At 58.5% G+C, this 15,979-nt stretch carries 17 protein-coding genes; 10 read left to right on the forward strand and 7 right to left on the reverse strand.

Going from position 1 to position 15,979, the window contains the following annotated elements; genetic code table 11:
- Window positions 1-3: 3 nt before the first annotated feature.
- Window positions 4-1,083 (reverse strand): hypothetical protein, encoded by a 1,080-nt coding sequence (locus HMPREF3155_RS12180; RefSeq protein WP_061921713.1) that lies wholly within the window; start codon window positions 1,081-1,083, stop codon window positions 4-6.
- Window positions 1,084-1,204: 121 nt separating this feature from the next.
- Here HMPREF3155_RS12180 and zupT point away from each other — a divergent pair, with 121 nt between their 5' ends.
- Complete coding sequence (gene zupT, locus HMPREF3155_RS12185; RefSeq protein WP_070433446.1) at window positions 1,205-2,005, forward strand: zinc transporter ZupT; 801 nt, start codon at window positions 1,205-1,207, stop codon at window positions 2,003-2,005.
- Window positions 2,006-2,039: 34 nt separating this feature from the next.
- Here zupT and HMPREF3155_RS12190 read toward each other — a convergent pair whose 3' ends face one another.
- Genes HMPREF3155_RS12190 through HMPREF3155_RS12200 form a run of 3 tightly spaced genes read right to left on the reverse strand, consistent with a single transcriptional unit; the run spans window position 2,040 to window position 4,231 of the window.
- The gene (locus HMPREF3155_RS12190) at window positions 2,040-2,960 is read right to left on the reverse strand and encodes a DUF808 domain-containing protein (protein WP_070433447.1); all 921 of its coding nucleotides are present in this window, start codon (window positions 2,958-2,960) and stop codon (window positions 2,040-2,042) included.
- A 54-nt stretch (window positions 2,961-3,014) separates the two neighbouring features.
- Complete coding sequence (locus tag HMPREF3155_RS12195) at window positions 3,015-3,551, reverse strand: ribonuclease FAU-1 family protein (RefSeq protein WP_070433448.1); 537 nt, start codon at window positions 3,549-3,551, stop codon at window positions 3,015-3,017.
- Entirely contained in the window at window positions 3,551-4,231 is a 681-nt protein-coding gene (locus HMPREF3155_RS12200) for an Rv1157c family protein (RefSeq protein ID WP_070433469.1), read from the reverse strand. Before HMPREF3155_RS12200 ends, HMPREF3155_RS12195 begins: the two co-directional genes overlap by 1 nt.
- 411 nt (window positions 4,232-4,642) lie before the next feature.
- On the opposite strand from HMPREF3155_RS12200, the gene typA reads away from it, so the two are divergent.
- From typA to HMPREF3155_RS12245, 9 genes are all read left to right on the forward strand, one after another.
- Complete coding sequence (gene typA, locus HMPREF3155_RS12205) at window positions 4,643-6,553, forward strand: translational GTPase TypA (RefSeq protein WP_062035474.1); 1,911 nt, start codon at window positions 4,643-4,645, stop codon at window positions 6,551-6,553.
- 193 nt (window positions 6,554-6,746) lie between these two features.
- Window positions 6,747-7,598, forward strand: coding sequence for a type IV toxin-antitoxin system AbiEi family antitoxin domain-containing protein (locus HMPREF3155_RS12960; RefSeq protein ID WP_062035472.1), 852 nt, complete (start codon window positions 6,747-6,749; stop codon window positions 7,596-7,598).
- Between the two features lie 165 nt (window positions 7,599-7,763).
- Window positions 7,764-9,347: an ABC transporter family substrate-binding protein gene (locus tag HMPREF3155_RS12215; RefSeq protein ID WP_246817738.1), complete on the forward strand. Its 1,584-nt coding sequence runs from the start codon at window positions 7,764-7,766 to the stop codon at window positions 9,345-9,347.
- A complete protein-coding gene (locus HMPREF3155_RS12220) occupies window positions 9,337-10,206 on the forward strand; it encodes a PIG-L family deacetylase (RefSeq protein WP_070433451.1) in 870 nt (289 codons plus the stop codon). Before HMPREF3155_RS12215 ends, HMPREF3155_RS12220 begins: the two co-directional genes overlap by 11 nt.
- A complete protein-coding gene (locus HMPREF3155_RS12225; RefSeq protein ID WP_070433452.1) occupies window positions 10,203-10,583 on the forward strand; it encodes a hypothetical protein in 381 nt (126 codons plus the stop codon). Before HMPREF3155_RS12220 ends, HMPREF3155_RS12225 begins: the two co-directional genes overlap by 4 nt.
- A gap of 50 nt (window positions 10,584-10,633) precedes the next feature.
- The gene (gene fdxA / locus HMPREF3155_RS12230; RefSeq protein WP_005531876.1) at window positions 10,634-10,957 is read left to right on the forward strand and encodes a ferredoxin; all 324 of its coding nucleotides are present in this window, start codon (window positions 10,634-10,636) and stop codon (window positions 10,955-10,957) included.
- An 86-nt stretch (window positions 10,958-11,043) separates the two neighbouring features.
- Window positions 11,044-12,147 (forward strand): succinyldiaminopimelate transaminase, encoded by a 1,104-nt coding sequence (dapC, locus tag HMPREF3155_RS12235; protein ID WP_070433453.1) that lies wholly within the window; start codon window positions 11,044-11,046, stop codon window positions 12,145-12,147.
- Window positions 12,148-12,150: 3 nt separating this feature from the next.
- Window positions 12,151-12,978 (forward strand): pseudouridine synthase, encoded by an 828-nt coding sequence (locus HMPREF3155_RS12240; RefSeq protein WP_062035461.1) that lies wholly within the window; start codon window positions 12,151-12,153, stop codon window positions 12,976-12,978.
- Window positions 12,979-13,044: 66 nt separating this feature from the next.
- Window positions 13,045-13,572 (forward strand): GtrA family protein, encoded by a 528-nt coding sequence (locus tag HMPREF3155_RS12245; protein ID WP_062039037.1) that lies wholly within the window; start codon window positions 13,045-13,047, stop codon window positions 13,570-13,572.
- 147 nt (window positions 13,573-13,719) lie between these two features.
- Here the strand turns inward: HMPREF3155_RS12245 and HMPREF3155_RS12250 are convergent, their stop codons facing one another.
- The 3 genes from HMPREF3155_RS12250 to HMPREF3155_RS12260 form a co-directional block, all read right to left on the reverse strand.
- On the reverse strand, window positions 13,720-14,208 hold the full coding sequence (locus HMPREF3155_RS12250; protein WP_062035459.1) for a hypothetical protein: 489 nt from the start codon (window positions 14,206-14,208) through the stop codon (window positions 13,720-13,722).
- Window positions 14,201-14,425 (reverse strand): helix-turn-helix transcriptional regulator, encoded by a 225-nt coding sequence (locus HMPREF3155_RS12255; protein ID WP_062035457.1) that lies wholly within the window; start codon window positions 14,423-14,425, stop codon window positions 14,201-14,203. Before HMPREF3155_RS12255 ends, HMPREF3155_RS12250 begins: the two co-directional genes overlap by 8 nt.
- Window positions 14,426-14,577: 152 nt before the next feature.
- Window positions 14,578-15,924 carry an amino acid permease gene (locus HMPREF3155_RS12260; RefSeq protein WP_246815625.1) on the reverse strand — a complete coding sequence of 449 codons (1,347 nt, stop codon included), beginning with the start codon at window positions 15,922-15,924 and terminating at the stop codon, window positions 14,578-14,580.
- Window positions 15,925-15,979 lie beyond the last annotated feature (55 nt).

The following is a 15,979-nucleotide window of genomic DNA, read 5'->3' on the forward strand; positions in this document are numbered from 1 at the left end:
AGTCTACTTGCGGTGGTGCCCGCCCCGCTGCCGGGAGGCCGCACGTTCAGAGCGTCGTGCGCGCACACGCGCTGACTCCGAGGAGAAGCGACCCGGCGCTGCAGCGATGGGAAGCTGCCGCCATGCTAACGCTTGTTGGCCTGGGACGTGGTTGACGAGGCTTGCGAGCTCGCTATGCGGTGCAGGCTCTGCCAGCGGTTCAGGTTTGTCCGCTGGTTCCGGTTTTACTACTGCTTCCGGGGCAGGCTGTGCCGCTAGAGTCACCAGGCGCGCGATTTTCTTGGCTCCGCGCGGCAGGTCGGCATGGAAGTCTGCGGCCTCGAGGCCGGTCTCCCAAGCCTGCGTGGCCACGGGCTCGACGGCAGGAGGGATGGCGGGTGCTTCGGGCGGCACGCGCAGGGCGGGGACGGCGGGGGAGAAGAACTCGGTGGCACCCACCTCGGGCACGTCGACAGCGATGCGGCCGTCGGCGCAGTAAGCACGGGCAGCAATAGCGGCACCTTGTGCAGCGCCACGTTCCAGGATCGCACCGAGGTGTGGCTGTTGTTGTGTGGTGCACACGCGGCCCAGGACGGAGCCTGGGGTAGCGGCGACAATATCGCTTTCAACCAGATGCAGCGAGACGAAGATCTGCTGGGTATTTAAGCGCGAAAGTTGAGATTCATTGAGCTGCCCGTTTGCGGTATCGATGAGGAGGCCGAGGCCGCCCTGCAATAGTACGGAGCCTGCGGGTTGCTCATTGACAGGCACCATCCACGGGGCAAGACCGAGGTTAACCGCGACGTCGATAGTCGCGTCCTCAGGCACGAGCTCGACCGTAGCGTCAGTTGCGACTCTAAACCCTGATGCACGCACGCGCTGCAGGGCAGGAAACTCCGCGGTTTCCGCGGCGTCGAGATAGCCTAAGATGCCAAACTCACTGCGCACACGCCAGCCGCCGCTGAAAGCCTCGGGCTCGAGCGTGACCGCCAGCGCAAGCGGCCCTTTGTGCAAAAGCGGGAGGCTGAGCGCTACCGAGTGGACTACATGCTCGAGAACTGCGACGTGAGTGACGCCGAAGTAGCTTTTAGCTAGTGGGTACATGCTCACGTCCAACGAGGGCCTCCAAATCTTTAAAGGTTTATAGGCTTCTAGCCTACGCATTTAAAGCCTACGCACCACGGAGTGGGGGCTGGGACGCGCTAATGTTCTAGAGTCTTAAGTTATGTATACAGCGTCTTCCTTGGCGGTGGCTTTCGGTCTTACGCTCTTGGCCGGCTTATCGACGTCCATCGGCGCCGGCATCGCCGTCAGTAAACGCCATGCTGGTTCGGCTTTTATGGCTGCCGCGTTAGGCCTTTCAGCTGGCGTTATGCTTTATGTCTCTTTCATGGAGATCCTGCCGACGGGCCTCGAGCAATTGACTGAGGCCTTTGGCGGAAAGAAGACAGGAACCTGGGCGGTGGTGCTCGCGTTTTTCTCCGGCATCGCGATAATTGCGGTTATTGACCGGATCGTTCCGGAAGAGATTAATCCGCACGAGCCTGCCACCACGGAAGAAGAAGCACGCCGCAAGCGGCTGATGAAGACGGGCGTGTTTACGGCCTGCGCCTTGGCCTTTCATAATTTTCCGGAAGGTTTTGCCACCTTCCTCGCCGGCTTGGAAGACCCACGTATCGCGATTCCGGTAGCCGTGGCGATTGCGATTCACAATATTCCGGAAGGCATCGCAGTCGCGGTGCCACTACGGGAAGCCACGGGCTCGAGAGCCAAAGCCTTCTGGTGGGCTACGGTTTCGGGGCTCGCTGAGCCAGTCGGGGCAGCGGTGGGCTTCGTTCTCCTGCTGCCACTGATGGGGCCCGCCACGATGGGCTCTAGCTTTGCAGCCATCGCCGGCATCATGGTCTTCATCTCGCTTGATGAGCTTTTGCCCACCGCAGAGGAAACCGGTGAACACCACCACGCCATCTACGGGCTGATTGCCGGAATGGCAGTGATGGCGCTGTCGCTGCTTATGTTCCTGTAATCGTGTAGACGAGAAAACCTGGAGGGGTTCGCGACTACTTACCGAGAGCCTTCTTGAAGCCTGTGACGATGCCCAAGACGATGGCGCCCAGGACAAGGCCGAAGGCCATGGAACAGACGGTATCTACGGTCCAGGCCAGCGCGCCGTTGGAGATGGGGTCGGTCAGGTGATGGATAAAACCGTGCGGCTGGTTGATGCCGAACTCGTGCAGACCCTTGATAACGATGTGTCCACCTACCCACAGCATTGCCGCCGTGCCGATGACGGAGATGATGTCCAGAACTACCGGCATGCCCTTGACCAAGGCGTTGCCGACGGCGGACTTTCCTTCGTTGCGCTCCAGCAGCTTAATGCCAAGGTCGTCCATCTTGATCAGCACGCCGACAGCGCCATAGACCGCCAAAGTGATAGCGAAGGCGACGATGAGCAGCGCGCCTAGGCGCATCCAGAAGCTTTGGTCAATGACCTCGTTGAGCGAGATCACCATGATCTCAGCGGACAAGATAAGGTCCGTGGTAACGGCAGACTTAACCAACTTGTCTTCGGCGTCTGGATCCTTTGTGTCCGCCTGTTCTTCTTTTTCTTCTTCTGCGCCATGTGCTGCGAAGTAGTGGAGGATCTTTTCTGCGCCTTCAAAGCACAAATAAGTACCGCCGCACATGAGAATGGGGGTCAGCGCCCACGGCGCAATCCAAGACAGCAACAGTGCGATCGGCAAGATGATGACGATCTTGTTGATGAGCGAGCCTTTGGTGATGCGCCAAATGATAGGCAGCTCGCGGGCTGGGGTAACGCCGGAGACGTACTGTGGCGTAACGGCGGCATCGTCAACCACGACGCCCGCCGCCTTTACCGAGGTCTTGCCAGCTAGGGCAGCGACGTCGTCGGCGCTGGAGGCTGCCGCGCGAGCGATTACCGCGACGTCGTCAAGCAATGCAAAAAGTCCACCGGCCATGGGGAAAGCATCCTTAATATGATAGGGACAAATAACCCTAAATATCTTACGCAACTACTCCGCAGGCGTCAGGGTGACAGAGTCTGCCCAAGAAAGCTCGATGCCGAGGGCGCGCAGCCAAGCCATGGAATCGTCGCCGTATCGGGTAATGCCTTCAACCGCGACGAGGGTACGGTCCATAGCGCGCTCTGCCTCTTCTGCCGAGATAAAACCCGCGGAGGTGGCTGCGGCCAACTCGTCGATGTCGAGAACGTCGATTGGCTCGCCCGTGTTCGAGACCAGATCGACGTAAAGGTCACGGGTAGTCCAGACTCCATCCTTGTTATCGATGTCAGCGATATCGAAGTAGAAGTCCTGGTGTGCCTCGACCCCTTCCCGGAAGTGGAAGATATTCGCGCGCAGGCCCAGTTTAGGCAGCAACCAAGATTCGAGGTAGCCAAAGCGCGGATGATTAGCACCGCGGGCCATGTAAAGACCGAATTCGGTTTCTTTGTAGGTGTCTACCTCGCGTAAGAAACCCTTTGGATCGACGTTGATGTTTTCCGCTGTATTAAAGGTTTCTTGCTTGACAGGGTGCAGATCGACGCTCATTAATTGACCTCAAGGAAGGCGGCAGTTGGCGGGAATGCGCACGCGGAATCTTGGGTGTTGACGGAACCGGACAAGATGGCCACGACGGTGCCCTTGCCCGTGGTGGCGCGGCCTGAGACGGTGGTGGGGCCGTCGGCGTTGATGCCGTTGTTGAAAAGCGGGGTAACGCCGGACTGGAAGGTGTCCAGGTTGAACCACTGGACCTTCATGTTGCCCTGCTCCTTAGCTGCAGGGGAAGTGCCTAGTGCCGTGAAGAGGAAGACTGCCTCTCCTGGACCTGCACCCGGTGCTGGCATCTTGGTAGGGCCCGGGACGGCGATGGCAGAACCCATGGAATCGCCCTGGCCCCCGATGCATTTTGCGGAGACGGTAGGCCAGTAGAACTGGCGGAATGCTGGGCTTTGGCCCTCAGGCAATTTCACGCCTGGATCACCTCCCTGGCCCATGCTGAAAGCAAGTCCGGAGAGGATGGCGCTGCGAATGTCGTTGGGAATCCATAGCTGTGCGGCGAATTCGCGGATACGATTCTGGGTTGCCTCATTGGGACGTCCCAGCGAATCCAGCGGGGAGTGCGACATTGCCTGTGCTTCCAGGGCGGCCAGGTCCGGGGCGTCTGCCTGGGCCGGTGCGATAAGGGGAGTAGCTAGACCGATGAGCGCCGCGGTAGCGGCAGCAATCATGCCGGAGCTCGCGCGGAGGCGGCGTCCGTTGTTGTGCTCGGAGCTAGGTGCGGTGCTCGAGGTGCTCACGATTATCAGATTCCTTGAATTGGGTGCAGGAGACGGAAATGGGTGCGAGATGCTTGACAATAACATTCGGCACATTGGTCACAATAGTATCTCTGGTAACAATATTCACCTTTTTCTTGCGGTCAAGTTTCTTACGGTCAAGCCAGTTTCTGAAGCGAAAGTGTGTCTCAACCCGTCTTTCGTCCGGGGTTATAGATTTGTTACAAAACGCTGGCTCCTGCGATTTCCCGCTTCAGAGGGGTGTTCCAATGCTGCAAATTGCAAAGTTGCAGAGTATATTTAGACCCCGTTCAAAATCTTGCGCTTAAGCGTTCCAACTTTGCTTTAAGGAGCACTCCACCAGTGACTAATACCGAGTTCCGTAACGTCGCCATCGTCGCCCACGTTGACCACGGTAAGACCACCCTCGTCAACGGCATGCTGGAGCAGTCCGGTGCCTTCGGTGACCACGGCGAGCACACGGACCGCGTCATGGACTCCAATGACCAGGAGCGCGAGCGCGGCATTACCATTCTGGCGAAGAATACCGCTATTCACCGCAAGGGCCTGGGCAAGGACGGCGGCGACCTTATCATCAACGTCATCGACACCCCAGGCCACGCCGACTTCGGTGGCGAGGTCGAGCGCGGTATCTCCATGGTTGACGGCGTCGTGCTGCTTGTCGACGCCTCCGAAGGCCCGCTGCCACAGACCCGCTTCGTTCTGACCAAGGCTCTGGAAGCCAAGCTGCCGGTCATCATCTGCGTTAACAAGACCGACCGCCCAGACGCTCGTATCGACGAGGTTGTCAACGAGTCCCACGACCTCCTGCTGGAAATCGCCTCCGGCCTAGAGGATGAGGAAGCAGCTGCTGCTGCAGAAACACTGTTGGATCTGCCGGTACTCTACGCTTCTGGCCGTGAGGGCAAGGCTTCCACCGAGAACCCAGGAGACGGCAACGTTCCTGCGGCTGAGGACCTGCAGGCGCTTTTCGACGTCATCTACGAGGTTCTGCCGGAGCCATCCGCTTCCGTCGACGGCCCGTTGCAGGCGCATGTGGCCAACCTTGACTCCTCTGACTTCCTGGGCCGTATCGCTTTGCTGCGTATCTACTCCGGCAAGATCAAGAAGGGGCAGCAGGTTGCCTGGATCTCCTGGGATGAGGACGGCAACGAGGTAGTTAAGAACGTTAAGGTTGCCGAGCTGCTGCGTACCGTCGGCTTTGAGCGCCAGCCAGAGACCGAGGCTATTGCCGGCGACATCGTCGCCATTTCTGGTATCCCAGAGATCATGATTGGCGATACCATCGCCGACGTTGAAAACCCGGTTGCTCTGCCACAGATTCACGTTGATGAGCCGGCAATCTCTATGACCATCGGCGTTAACACCTCCCCAATGGCTGGCCAGGGCGGTGGCGACAAGCTGACCGCACGTATGGTCAAGGCTCGTTTGGAACAGGAGCTTATCGGTAACGTGTCCCTGAAGGTTCTGCCGACCGAGCGTCCTGACGCTTGGGAGGTACAGGGCCGCGGCGAAATGGCGCTGTCCGTTCTGATTGAGAACATGCGCCGAGAGGGCTTCGAAATGACCGTGGGTAAGCCACAGGTTGTTACCCAGGTTGTCGATGGCAAGACCATGGAGCCATACGAGATGCTCACCATCGATACACCTTCCGAGTACCAGGGCGCCGTTACCCAGCTACTGGCTACCCGCAAGGGCCAGATGCAGTCCATGGACGTCCGCGAGGGTGACTGGGTACGCATGATCTTCCGCGTTCCGGCGCGTGGCCTCATCGGCTTCCGCACCCAGTTCCTGACCGAGACCCGCGGTGCAGGTATCGCTAACTCCATCGCCGATGGCCTGGATGTCTGGGCAGGCGAGATCAAGTCCCGTCCGACTGGCTCCCTGGTTGCTGACCGCTCCGGCCAGATCACCGCATACGCACTGCAGCAGCTGGCTGACCGTGGCGAGTTCTTCGTCGAGCCAGGCATGGAGGCTTACGAGGGCATGGTCGTTGGTGCTAATAACCGTGATGAGGATATGGACATCAACATCACCAAGGAAAAGAAGCTGACCAACATGCGTTCTGCCACCGCAGACGCAACCGTCACCCTGGCAAAGGCGCGTACCCTTTCCCTGGACGAGGCGCTTGAGTTCTGTGGCAACGACGAGTGCGTCGAGGTTGCTCCGAACGTCATGCGAGTGCGTAAGGTCGAGCTTTCCGCTACCGACCGTAAGCGTGCAGCTTCCCGTGCGAAGCAGCTCAACAAGTAACGCTTAGGAGATTAAAGCGCGGCCGTTTTGGGGTCGCGCTTTTTCTTTTGCCAGAAAACCTGCATTCGAACCATCGAAGGGCGCCAAAAGGCGCCCAAAAGAGCCACTCGATGGTTCGAATGCAGGTTGCTTTCTCTCGTGCTAGCTTGAGCATCGAAACTGGATGATGCCAATGCAAGGGGGAGGGGCAAGCATGCAACCAGTATCGGGGCTTAGTCGATCGAAAATAGCTGCCCGCGTGCGCTCGGGGGAAATAACAAAAATTGCTCGCGGGATTTATGTGTGGGGTAAACCGAACCCGCGGGATGTCCTCACGTTGCTAACAGCCAAGCACGGATGTTGCGCAACGGGGAATACAGCAGCTCAATTGCTGAGTGAACAAGACCTTAGTTTTCCAGTCATCGTGGCAGGCCCACACAAGATGCGAAGCGGTGCACTGTTTACCTATAAACGCAGCCAAGTCAGAGACCACTTTGAATATGAAGGTCTTAAAGTACACAATCCGCTCGCGGCCGCGGCTTTTGCAGAGCGCACTCAAGCAGTAGAAATGCTCGAAGCGGTCTACCGAGGACGACGTAGCAGAACGCGGCTTGAAGAAGATAGAAGAAAGCTTGCTCGCCTAGACTCGAGAACGCAGGAAGCGTTGTCAGAAGCAGTCCTATTCACCGATTCTTCGGCGGAAATTAAGGTGGCCCGCGGATTACAAGATGCGGGAATGGACGTTGAGTGCAATTACTTCATCGGTGTTTATGCATGGGACATCGTATTAAAGGACAAGCGAATTGCCATCGAAATTAATGGTCGGAAATTTCACTCAGCACTGGATACCTGGATAAAGGATCACTGGAAGAACAATGACGCCGTGCTTCGCGGGTGGCGCACCTTGCGCTACACGGGGCATTGCGTGGCGCATCATCTCCCAGCCATCATCGAGCAAGTTCGTACTGCGGACCAACCGGATTTTGGCAGTGCTCCTCATCAGCAAACTGGTACGTGGCACCTGGCGGTCTTGCGGCTTCTCAATCCACATTTCTTCATGTATTAAAACAACCTGCATTCGAACCATCGAAGGGCGCCAAAAGGCACCCAAGAGAGCTACTCGATGGTTCGAATGCAGCTGGAGAGCGCCGTAAACACAGCGTCAGATTCCAAGCAATGCCGGCCCTCCGACTAAAGTGGTTTCAGATCTAGGTAGAAGGGCGGTATCAAAGTGCGAAAGCTTGGCGCGGCAGTGGTTGCCTCATCACTTTGCGTGCTCACCTCGTGCATGGCCAATCCGGGCCCGCCGCCCGTCGAGGACAAACCGGCTGCCGAGAGCACCCAGACCGAAACACCGACGCCCGAGAAGAAGGAAAAAGAGGACGGCGTCGAGCGCGAGACTGTCGCCATCGGCGTCGACCCGCTCCGCGGCGGACTCAATCCGCATCTGGTAGCCAACAACAGCGAGCTGGTCAGCCAGATTGCAGAGCTCGTCCTTCCTTCTGCTTTCCACGGCGAACACATGGATTCCGATGTGCTGGCCAGCGCGGCGGAGGTAGAGCCGCCGAAAGGTGTTGCCCAGCGCGTGGTGTACAAGATTGCCTCACCGGCGCAATGGTCCGATGGCACTCCGATTAGCGGCAGTGACTTTCACTACCTGTGGACCCAAATGACCTCCACCCCCGGAGTGGTGGACCCAGCGGGCTACTTCGCCATCGAGGACATCAGCACGACCTCGGCAGGGCGCGTTGTGGTGGTGGATTTTAAGCAGCGCGTATCCGATTGGCACCGCCTTTTCGCTCACCTTCTTCCTTCGCACCTGCTGCAGGACGCCGAGTTCACGGCAGCTCTTGCCGACGGCATCCCTGCATCCGCTGGGCGCTATGCCGTCGAGGCCGTCGATCGCGGCAGGGGAGTTATTACCCTGAATCGCAACGACCGCTTCTGGGGTGCGGGGCCCGCGCTTGTCGACGTCGTCCAGCTGCGTGCTGTCCGTGATACCAGTCAGGCGGTCAACATGTTGCGCTCGGGCCAGGTGGGATTCGTGGACTTTACTCCGGAACAAACCTCGCTGGAGAGCCTCAGTTTGCTGAGCAACGTCAACGCCGGGACCGTGACCCGTAATCGCCAGCTGCGCCTGCACCTTTCCGCCCGGGAAGGCGCGTTGCCAGAGCAACGCCAGCGTCGTGCTTTGGCCTCGCTCATTGAGACCGACCAGGTCGCTCGCCTGGCGGCGGGCCGTGCCTCGGAGTTGCGTCCGGGCCAAAACCCGGTCAACGAAGAAGTAGACCTGACGCCACTTCGCGAGCGCGCGGGCCGCAAGCCGCTGCGCATTGCAGCTGATCCCACGCATCCGGAAGCTATGGCGGCTGCCAGCACCATCGTCGACGTCCTCGAAGCGCAAGCAATTAGTGCAGAGGTAGTCTCTGACCGCACTCAAACCATTGCCGGCGAGATGCTGCCGGAGGCAGAGGTGGATGCCGTGGTGGCCTGGGAGAATGCAAACGTGTCTCCGGAGAGTCTGGCGAGCCTCTATATGTGTGAAAACGACGAGGTACGCGCCGGCGATATCTCCGGCTTTTGCCCTGCCGAGGCAGAGGACATGCGCGGCGAAATCTTGTCTGGGCGTATCAATCCTGATGCCGCCTTGGAAAAGGTCCGCAAACTCAATTCTGACGAGGTGCTCTACGTACCTTTGATGGACGAGGTGCGTATCCATGCTTTGGGCAGGGGTATCCTTGGGCCCGGTCAACGCATCGAAGATTGGGATGCAGGGCTTATTACGGCACCGATGTGGAGGAAAGATGAAAAATAATGATTTGCGCGGTTACCGCGTGGTGGCCGTACATGCTCACCCAGATGACGAGGTGCTTTTTACCGGCGGAACGCTCGCTGACATGGCTGCAAGGGGCGCCGAGGTCACGGTCATCACGGCCACGCTCGGCGAGGAAGGCGAGGTCATTGGCAAGCCTTATCAAGGCCTGTGCAATGCAGACCAGCTAGGCGGTTTCAGGGCACGTGAGCTTTCCGACGCCCTCGATATCTTGGGCGTCCACGGTATTCAACTCGGCGGCTTTGGCTTCTTCCGCGATTCCGGCATGGAGGGCTCACCGGCTCACGAGAATCCGCGTGCCTTGGTGCGCCGCATTGACGAGGCGGCAGACTTGTTGCGCGAGCACTTTGCGCAGCTTCGCCCGCATATCGTGCTGACATACGGACCGGACGGCGGCTATGGCCACCCGGACCACATCGCCGTGCACCAGGCAGTCCACGCGGCCGCAGCACCAGACCAGCGCATCTGGTGGGCAATCTTCGAACGTGGTGCGCACTACAGCGCGCTTGAAACCATCGGCGGACCGGAAGGCTGGCGAAAGCCGGACCGGGGTTACCTCGACAATTTCACCAACGAGGGCGCTGACGTGGAATACCGGCTTGACGATGCCGCGCTAGCCGCCAAGCGTCGCGCCATGGTCGCCCATGCCACGCAGATTTGGGTGGCTGACTCCACAGTGACCCAGACGAACCCGGTAGCGGCTGCGGCGGCCATTGGGGACCCGGCGGCGTCGCCAAGCGCATATGGCCTGTCCAACCTCCTTGTTATGCCGTTGTTGCGTGCTGAGCACTACCAGCTGGGGCAGGGCGAGCCTGCAGACGCGCTGCTGGAGGGCCTGTGATTTTGAATGAATACTCACGCGGCGAGCAGATAACCGGCCTGGCCTGGCTGTGCCTAGGCGCGCTGACCTCCCTGGTTCTAGAAGTTGTCTACCTCACCGCCAGGTTGCCGCTGCCGGGTGGGACGAGCGTGGCTTTTCCCATCACGATCGTTCTAGCCTGGTGGTTTAATACAGTGCTCACGCGCACAGCAAGGCTCTGGAGTGATAATGCCTACATCGGGCTTGTTCCTTTGGCGGCTTGGCTGCTGGGATACTTCGCATTCGTGCTGGGTGTGGTCGTGACCGGCGATATATGGCTGGCCAATAATATTCTTTCGCTCCTGCTGTTAATCGCCGGAATCGGGGGCGGAATTTTCCCATTTTTTGTCCAAAAGTGACATACTGTTAGACATCCCAAAACCCGTGAAAACAGGAGTTTTAGCACCTCATGACTTACACTATCGCGCAGCCATGCGTCGATGTGATGGACCGCGCTTGCGTTGAAGAGTGCCCCGTCGATTGCATCTACGAAGGCAAGCGCTCCCTGTACATCCATCCTGACGAGTGCGTAGACTGCGGCGCTTGTGAGCCTGCTTGCCCAGTTGAGGCAATCTTCTACGAGGATGACGTTCCGGATGAGTGGATTGATTACAACGACGCTAACGCTGCGTTCTTTGATGATCTTGGCTCCCCGGGTGGTGCTGCAGCGCTTGGTCCACAGGACTTCGACGCTCCAATGATTGCGGCCCTGCCTCCGCAGAACCAGGATTAATTTCTGCTGCCCGGACCTCACGCATTTGGGTCCGGGCTTTAACTTTTCCCGCTGCCTACCTTGTAAATAAGGAGCTTGACCTAAGAATGGCTCGTCAACCGCTTGGAAATAGCCTGCCGGACTTTCCGTGGAACTCGCTTGCTGAGGCGAAGAAGAAGGCTCAGTCGCACCCAGATGGCATCGTGGATCTTTCCGTGGGCAACCCGGTCGATCCAGTAGCTCCGGGCGTGCAGCTGGCGATGGCTTCGACCGCGGAGGCTCCCGGCTATCCCACCACGGCGGGCACTGCGCAGCTGCAGGAAGCCATCCGCGGTAATGTTGCGCGCCGCACGGGCGCTCAACCTTCCTCCTTCGGCGTACTGCCGGTAATCGGCTTGAAGGAGTCTATCGCTTGGCTGCCGACGCTGCTGGGCATGCGCGGCCAGCGCGTCATCATCCCTTCCGTGGCTTATCCGACTTACGAGGTGGGCGCGCTGATTGCTGGCGCATACCCAGAGCGCGCGGACGATCCTCGCGACTTTGGCGATGCAGAGCTGGCCTTTATCAACTCGCCGTCGAACCCGACCGGCCGAGTAAAGACCGTGGAAGAGATGCGTGCCGTGGTGGCATGGGCGCGTGAGAACAACGTCATTGTGGCCTCTGACGAGTGCTACTTGGCGTTGGCATGGGACGACGAGAAGAAGCCGGTTTCCATCTTGGATCCGCGCGTGACTGACGGCGATAACACGGGTCTTATCGCGATGCACTCGTTGTCGAAGTCCCATAACCTGGCCTCTTATCGCACGGGCTTTTTCGCGGGTGATGAGGCGCTTATCGCGGAGCTTCTCGAGCTGCGCAAGCACGCAGGCCTTATCGTTCCAGGGCCGATTCAGGCTGCGATGGTTGAAGCGCTAAACGACGACGATTCTGAGACGCTGCAGGTGCGCCGCTATGCCGCCCGCCGCGCTAAGCTCCTGCGCGCACTAACTGGCGCCGGCTTTCGCATCGAGCACTCTGAGGCCAGCATGTACCTGTGGGCGACCCGCGATGAGCAGTGCCGCATTACCGTAGATTGGCTGGCCGAGCGCGGAATCTTGGTTGCCCCGGGTGACTTTTATGGCCCATCGGGTGATAAGTTCGTGCGCATCGGCTTGAACGGCACTGATGAGCGTATCGATGCCGCTGTGGCCCGCCTTGCTGCTGACAACTAGCCCGTGACCTATCGCCCGCCAGCCCGCGAGGGGATTTCTCCGCGCAAAGTAGTCCTGCAGGCAGTCGTGCCCGCGGACACCGAGTACTTCGCGGCCGCGGCGGGCGATTCGCCGTTTTCACCGGGGCAGCTTCTGCCTGCGGGAATGGCGCTTTCACGTCCGGTCCCTGCCTGGTATCACCCTGATGTGCCCGAAGAGAAGCCGATTCCCTTCGATTACACGGTGCTTTATGAAGACCGCGACCTCATCGTCGTGGACAAGCCACACTTTTTACCCACGACCAGCAATGGGCGATTGGTGCGCGAGACCCTACAGACACGCCTGCGCGTGGATTTCGGTGAAGATGACATTGTGCCGCTGCACCGCCTCGACCGCCTGACTGCCGGGGTAGTGGTGTGCTCACGCAACCCTCGCACACGCGGGAGGTATCAGAGGCTTTTTGCTGAGCGCAAAGTAACCAAGACCTACCATGCGCGCCTTTCTGCCTGCCTGGAATACTCCGGAACGGTTGAGCTTTCCATGCACAAGGTCAAAGGTAGCCGCCAAGTCTCGCTCGGCGGTACGCCCACGTTGACCCAAGTGGAGGCACACGGCTATACGGCCTCGCTCATTCCGCACACGGGGCATACCCACCAGCTGCGGGTGGTCTGTAACTACTTAGGCGCTCCCATCCAAGGCGACGACACCTACCCGGTAGACCGCGGACTCGACCTCTACGACTTTTCCTCGCCTCTCCAACTCGTGGCGCACCGCCTAGAGTTTGCAGATCCGTTATCCGGCACACGCCGCGAATTTTCCACTTTGCGGCAATTGGGCGGTAACCTGATTTAGTTATCGATTAACCGGAAAGAGGAACGCGTGAGCTCATCAGTTGCCGCTGGGCGTTTTGCGTCCAATATGGGCCAATTTATCAAGTTTGGCATGGTCGGCGGATCGGGCACGGTGGTCAACCTGGCGGTGTCATACATCGCAGTCAAAATTGCACTAGCCACCAGTGGCATTACGCCCGATGACCCCTTTGTGAATCTTTTCGGTTCCGCGTTCCATGTTCGTTGGTACCATGTGTTTCAGACCATCGCTTTCCTCGTAGCGAATACCTGGAACTACCAGCTCAATCGCATGTGGACTTTCAAATCGGTGGAAAAGGTCTCCTGGCTTCGGGGCTACGTTGCGTTTCTTGTTGCGGGACTGGGGGCGTATGTCGTCAGCCTTTTGCTTTTGACCTTGTTTATGAACCCGAATTCGCCGGTTGGTCTACCCACGGATATTTTCGATAATTCCACTGGATTACGCACCAAGTTTTACTGGGCTACTGCGGGATCCATCCTGCTTGCGATGCCGATTAACTTCATCATTAATAAGCTGTGGACCTTCCGCTCTAGCCCGAAGGCCCCAGTCTTGGTCGAGCACACCGAGCCGGCTTAAGCTGGCTGGCCCAGGTTGGGCTCTCTCGACGGCCGCTGAAAACGAGCTGTTTGGTCCTTTCCCCCGGCAAAGGGCGCCGAGCAAAAGGACCAAAAGAGGAGTGTCACACGAGGGGACTAGGAAGCCAGATGGTGAGGAACCTCTTGATTAGCCCTCTAGCTGGCTGTCCAAGCGCTGCTGGTCGCGGCCATTTTGCCACTTTAGGAAAATGGGACCGAGGATGAGTACCGCAGCTATACCTGTGAATGCGCCGATTACGAGACCGTTGTCGAAATCGCTGTCGATGCTGAGTTTCATAGCGAGTCCAGCGAAAAGCGCAATGGTGGGGACCAGCATCAAGATTATGCCTGTCCAAGAACGCATCTTGTTCGGACGCGGAACACGCTTTTTCATCCAATGCGCCGAGACAAATTCTGCAATCGCGAGCGCGACGATGGGCGAGAGGCTCCACAAGGAAAGTCGGCCCGGCAGGACCCACGCTAATAGCGCGGACACGCAGTAGACGGTAAACAAGGCAGTGGTGTAGCCAATGGCATAGGTCTTGAAGTAGGTTTCCTCTTCGAACTCATCGAGCGAGTAGCTTGCAATCTCTTTGAAGGTCAGGTTGGCAAAGAAGCCATCGTTGTTATTAGCCATTATCGTTCACGCTTTCTGGGTTGTTGTTGAAGACTTCTTCCACGGACTTGCCGAGCACCTTGCAGATGTCTAGTGCCAAGTACACGGAAGGCGAGTAGTTACCTTTTTCGATGTTCGCGATGGTCTGCCGGGAAACGCCTACCTCAGCGGCGAGGTCTGCCTGGGTCATTTCCAGCCATCGACGCCACTTGCGAACCATATTGGAGTGTTCGGGCATGATGTAAAGCTTTCAAGTTTCTATGTCGTGCTTACATCCCTAAATGTAAAGGCTCATTGTCATCATGTCAAGAGTGGTGCCGCAAAACGTCAAATCCCCGGGTCAGCGTTTGGAAGGAAACAGCTGGCCCGGGGATTATTCGAGGCGAATTGCTAGGGCTTGGCGACGTCCGGCAGCGGCAGCGTCGAAGTAGGCGAAATGCCGCGCGCCTTGGCGTTGAGTACGCCCGCAAACGCAAGGACGACGAACATCGCACCGGCGGACAGTAGCTGGACGCGAGCGGAGGCGTCAGTCAGCATGAGTACCGCAATCGCTGCGAAGACGGCCAATGCAAACCACGTCAGGTACGGGAAAGCCCACATGCGGATGGGCAGCGGGTGAATGGCCTCAAGCTGGCGGCGCAGGCGCAGCTGGCTGACCGCGATGAAGACCCACACGATGAGCAGGGAGGCGCCCGCCGCATTGAGCATGAAGGACAACAACCAGCCGGTGTCGGCATAGTTGAGCACGACCATGATGACCGAGAGAATGACCGAAAGCGCAATCGCGTGCGTCGGAACACCCTGTGCATTGGTCTTCGTGAAGATCTTCGGTGCTTCGTGGCGAGAGGCCAGCGAGTGCATCATGCGGGAGGAAGCGTAGATCTGAGCATTGAATGCGGAAAGCAGTGCCAACACGATGATGACTTCCATGAATCCCGCAGCGCCCTTAATTCCTGCATGGTCGAGAACCTGAGTGAATGGCGATTGCGCCGCGGTATCAGCGTTACCCAGCGAGGAGTAGGGAAGCAGAAAGGTAATTACCAAAACGGAGCCCAAGTAGAACACCGAGATGCGCAGGATGGTCGTGCGAACGGCGTTGACCAAGGACTTTTCCGGATCTTCAGACTCAGCCGCCGCGATGGCGACGACCTCAATGCCGCCGAAAGCGAATGCCACGGCGAGCAGGCCAGCGGCGACGCCGCCCAAGCCATTCGGCATGAAGCCGTCATCCAAAAAGACCTTGGTGCCAATTGCTTCATGCCCAGGCAGAAGACCAAAAATAAGCAGGAAGCCGACAATCAAAAAGGCCACGATGACGAGGACCTTGATGGCGGCGAACCAGTACTCAAACTCGCCGAAGAGTCGAACGCGCAGCAGGTTCACGATTCCAAAGAACGCCACGCAAATAGCCGCGGGAATCCATGGGGAAACACCGAACCAAGAACCGATGAAGCCGGCGGCGCCGGTGATCTCAGCGCCCAGCACGGCCACGGTGGCTAGCCAATAAATCCAGCCTTGTGTAAAGCCTGCCCAGCGGCCGATGCCGTGTTCGGCATATTCGGAAAAGGAGCCGGAGGCGGGGATGACGGTACCCATCTCGCCGAGCATTTGCATTACCAAGATGGCTAATAAGCCTGCGATGCAATAGGCGAGGAGGACGGCAGGGCCTGCAGCCGAGATGCCGACGCCGGTTCCGAGGAAGAGACCGGCGCCGATGGTGGAGCCCAGGCCCATCATGGTCAGATGGCGGACCTTGAGGCCTTTGCCAAGATTTTGCGTGGATTTATTGCTA

The sequence above is a fragment of the Corynebacterium sp. HMSC06D04 genome (genome assembly GCF_001807315.1).
Classification (GTDB): domain Bacteria; phylum Actinomycetota; class Actinomycetes; order Mycobacteriales; family Mycobacteriaceae; genus Corynebacterium; species Corynebacterium simulans.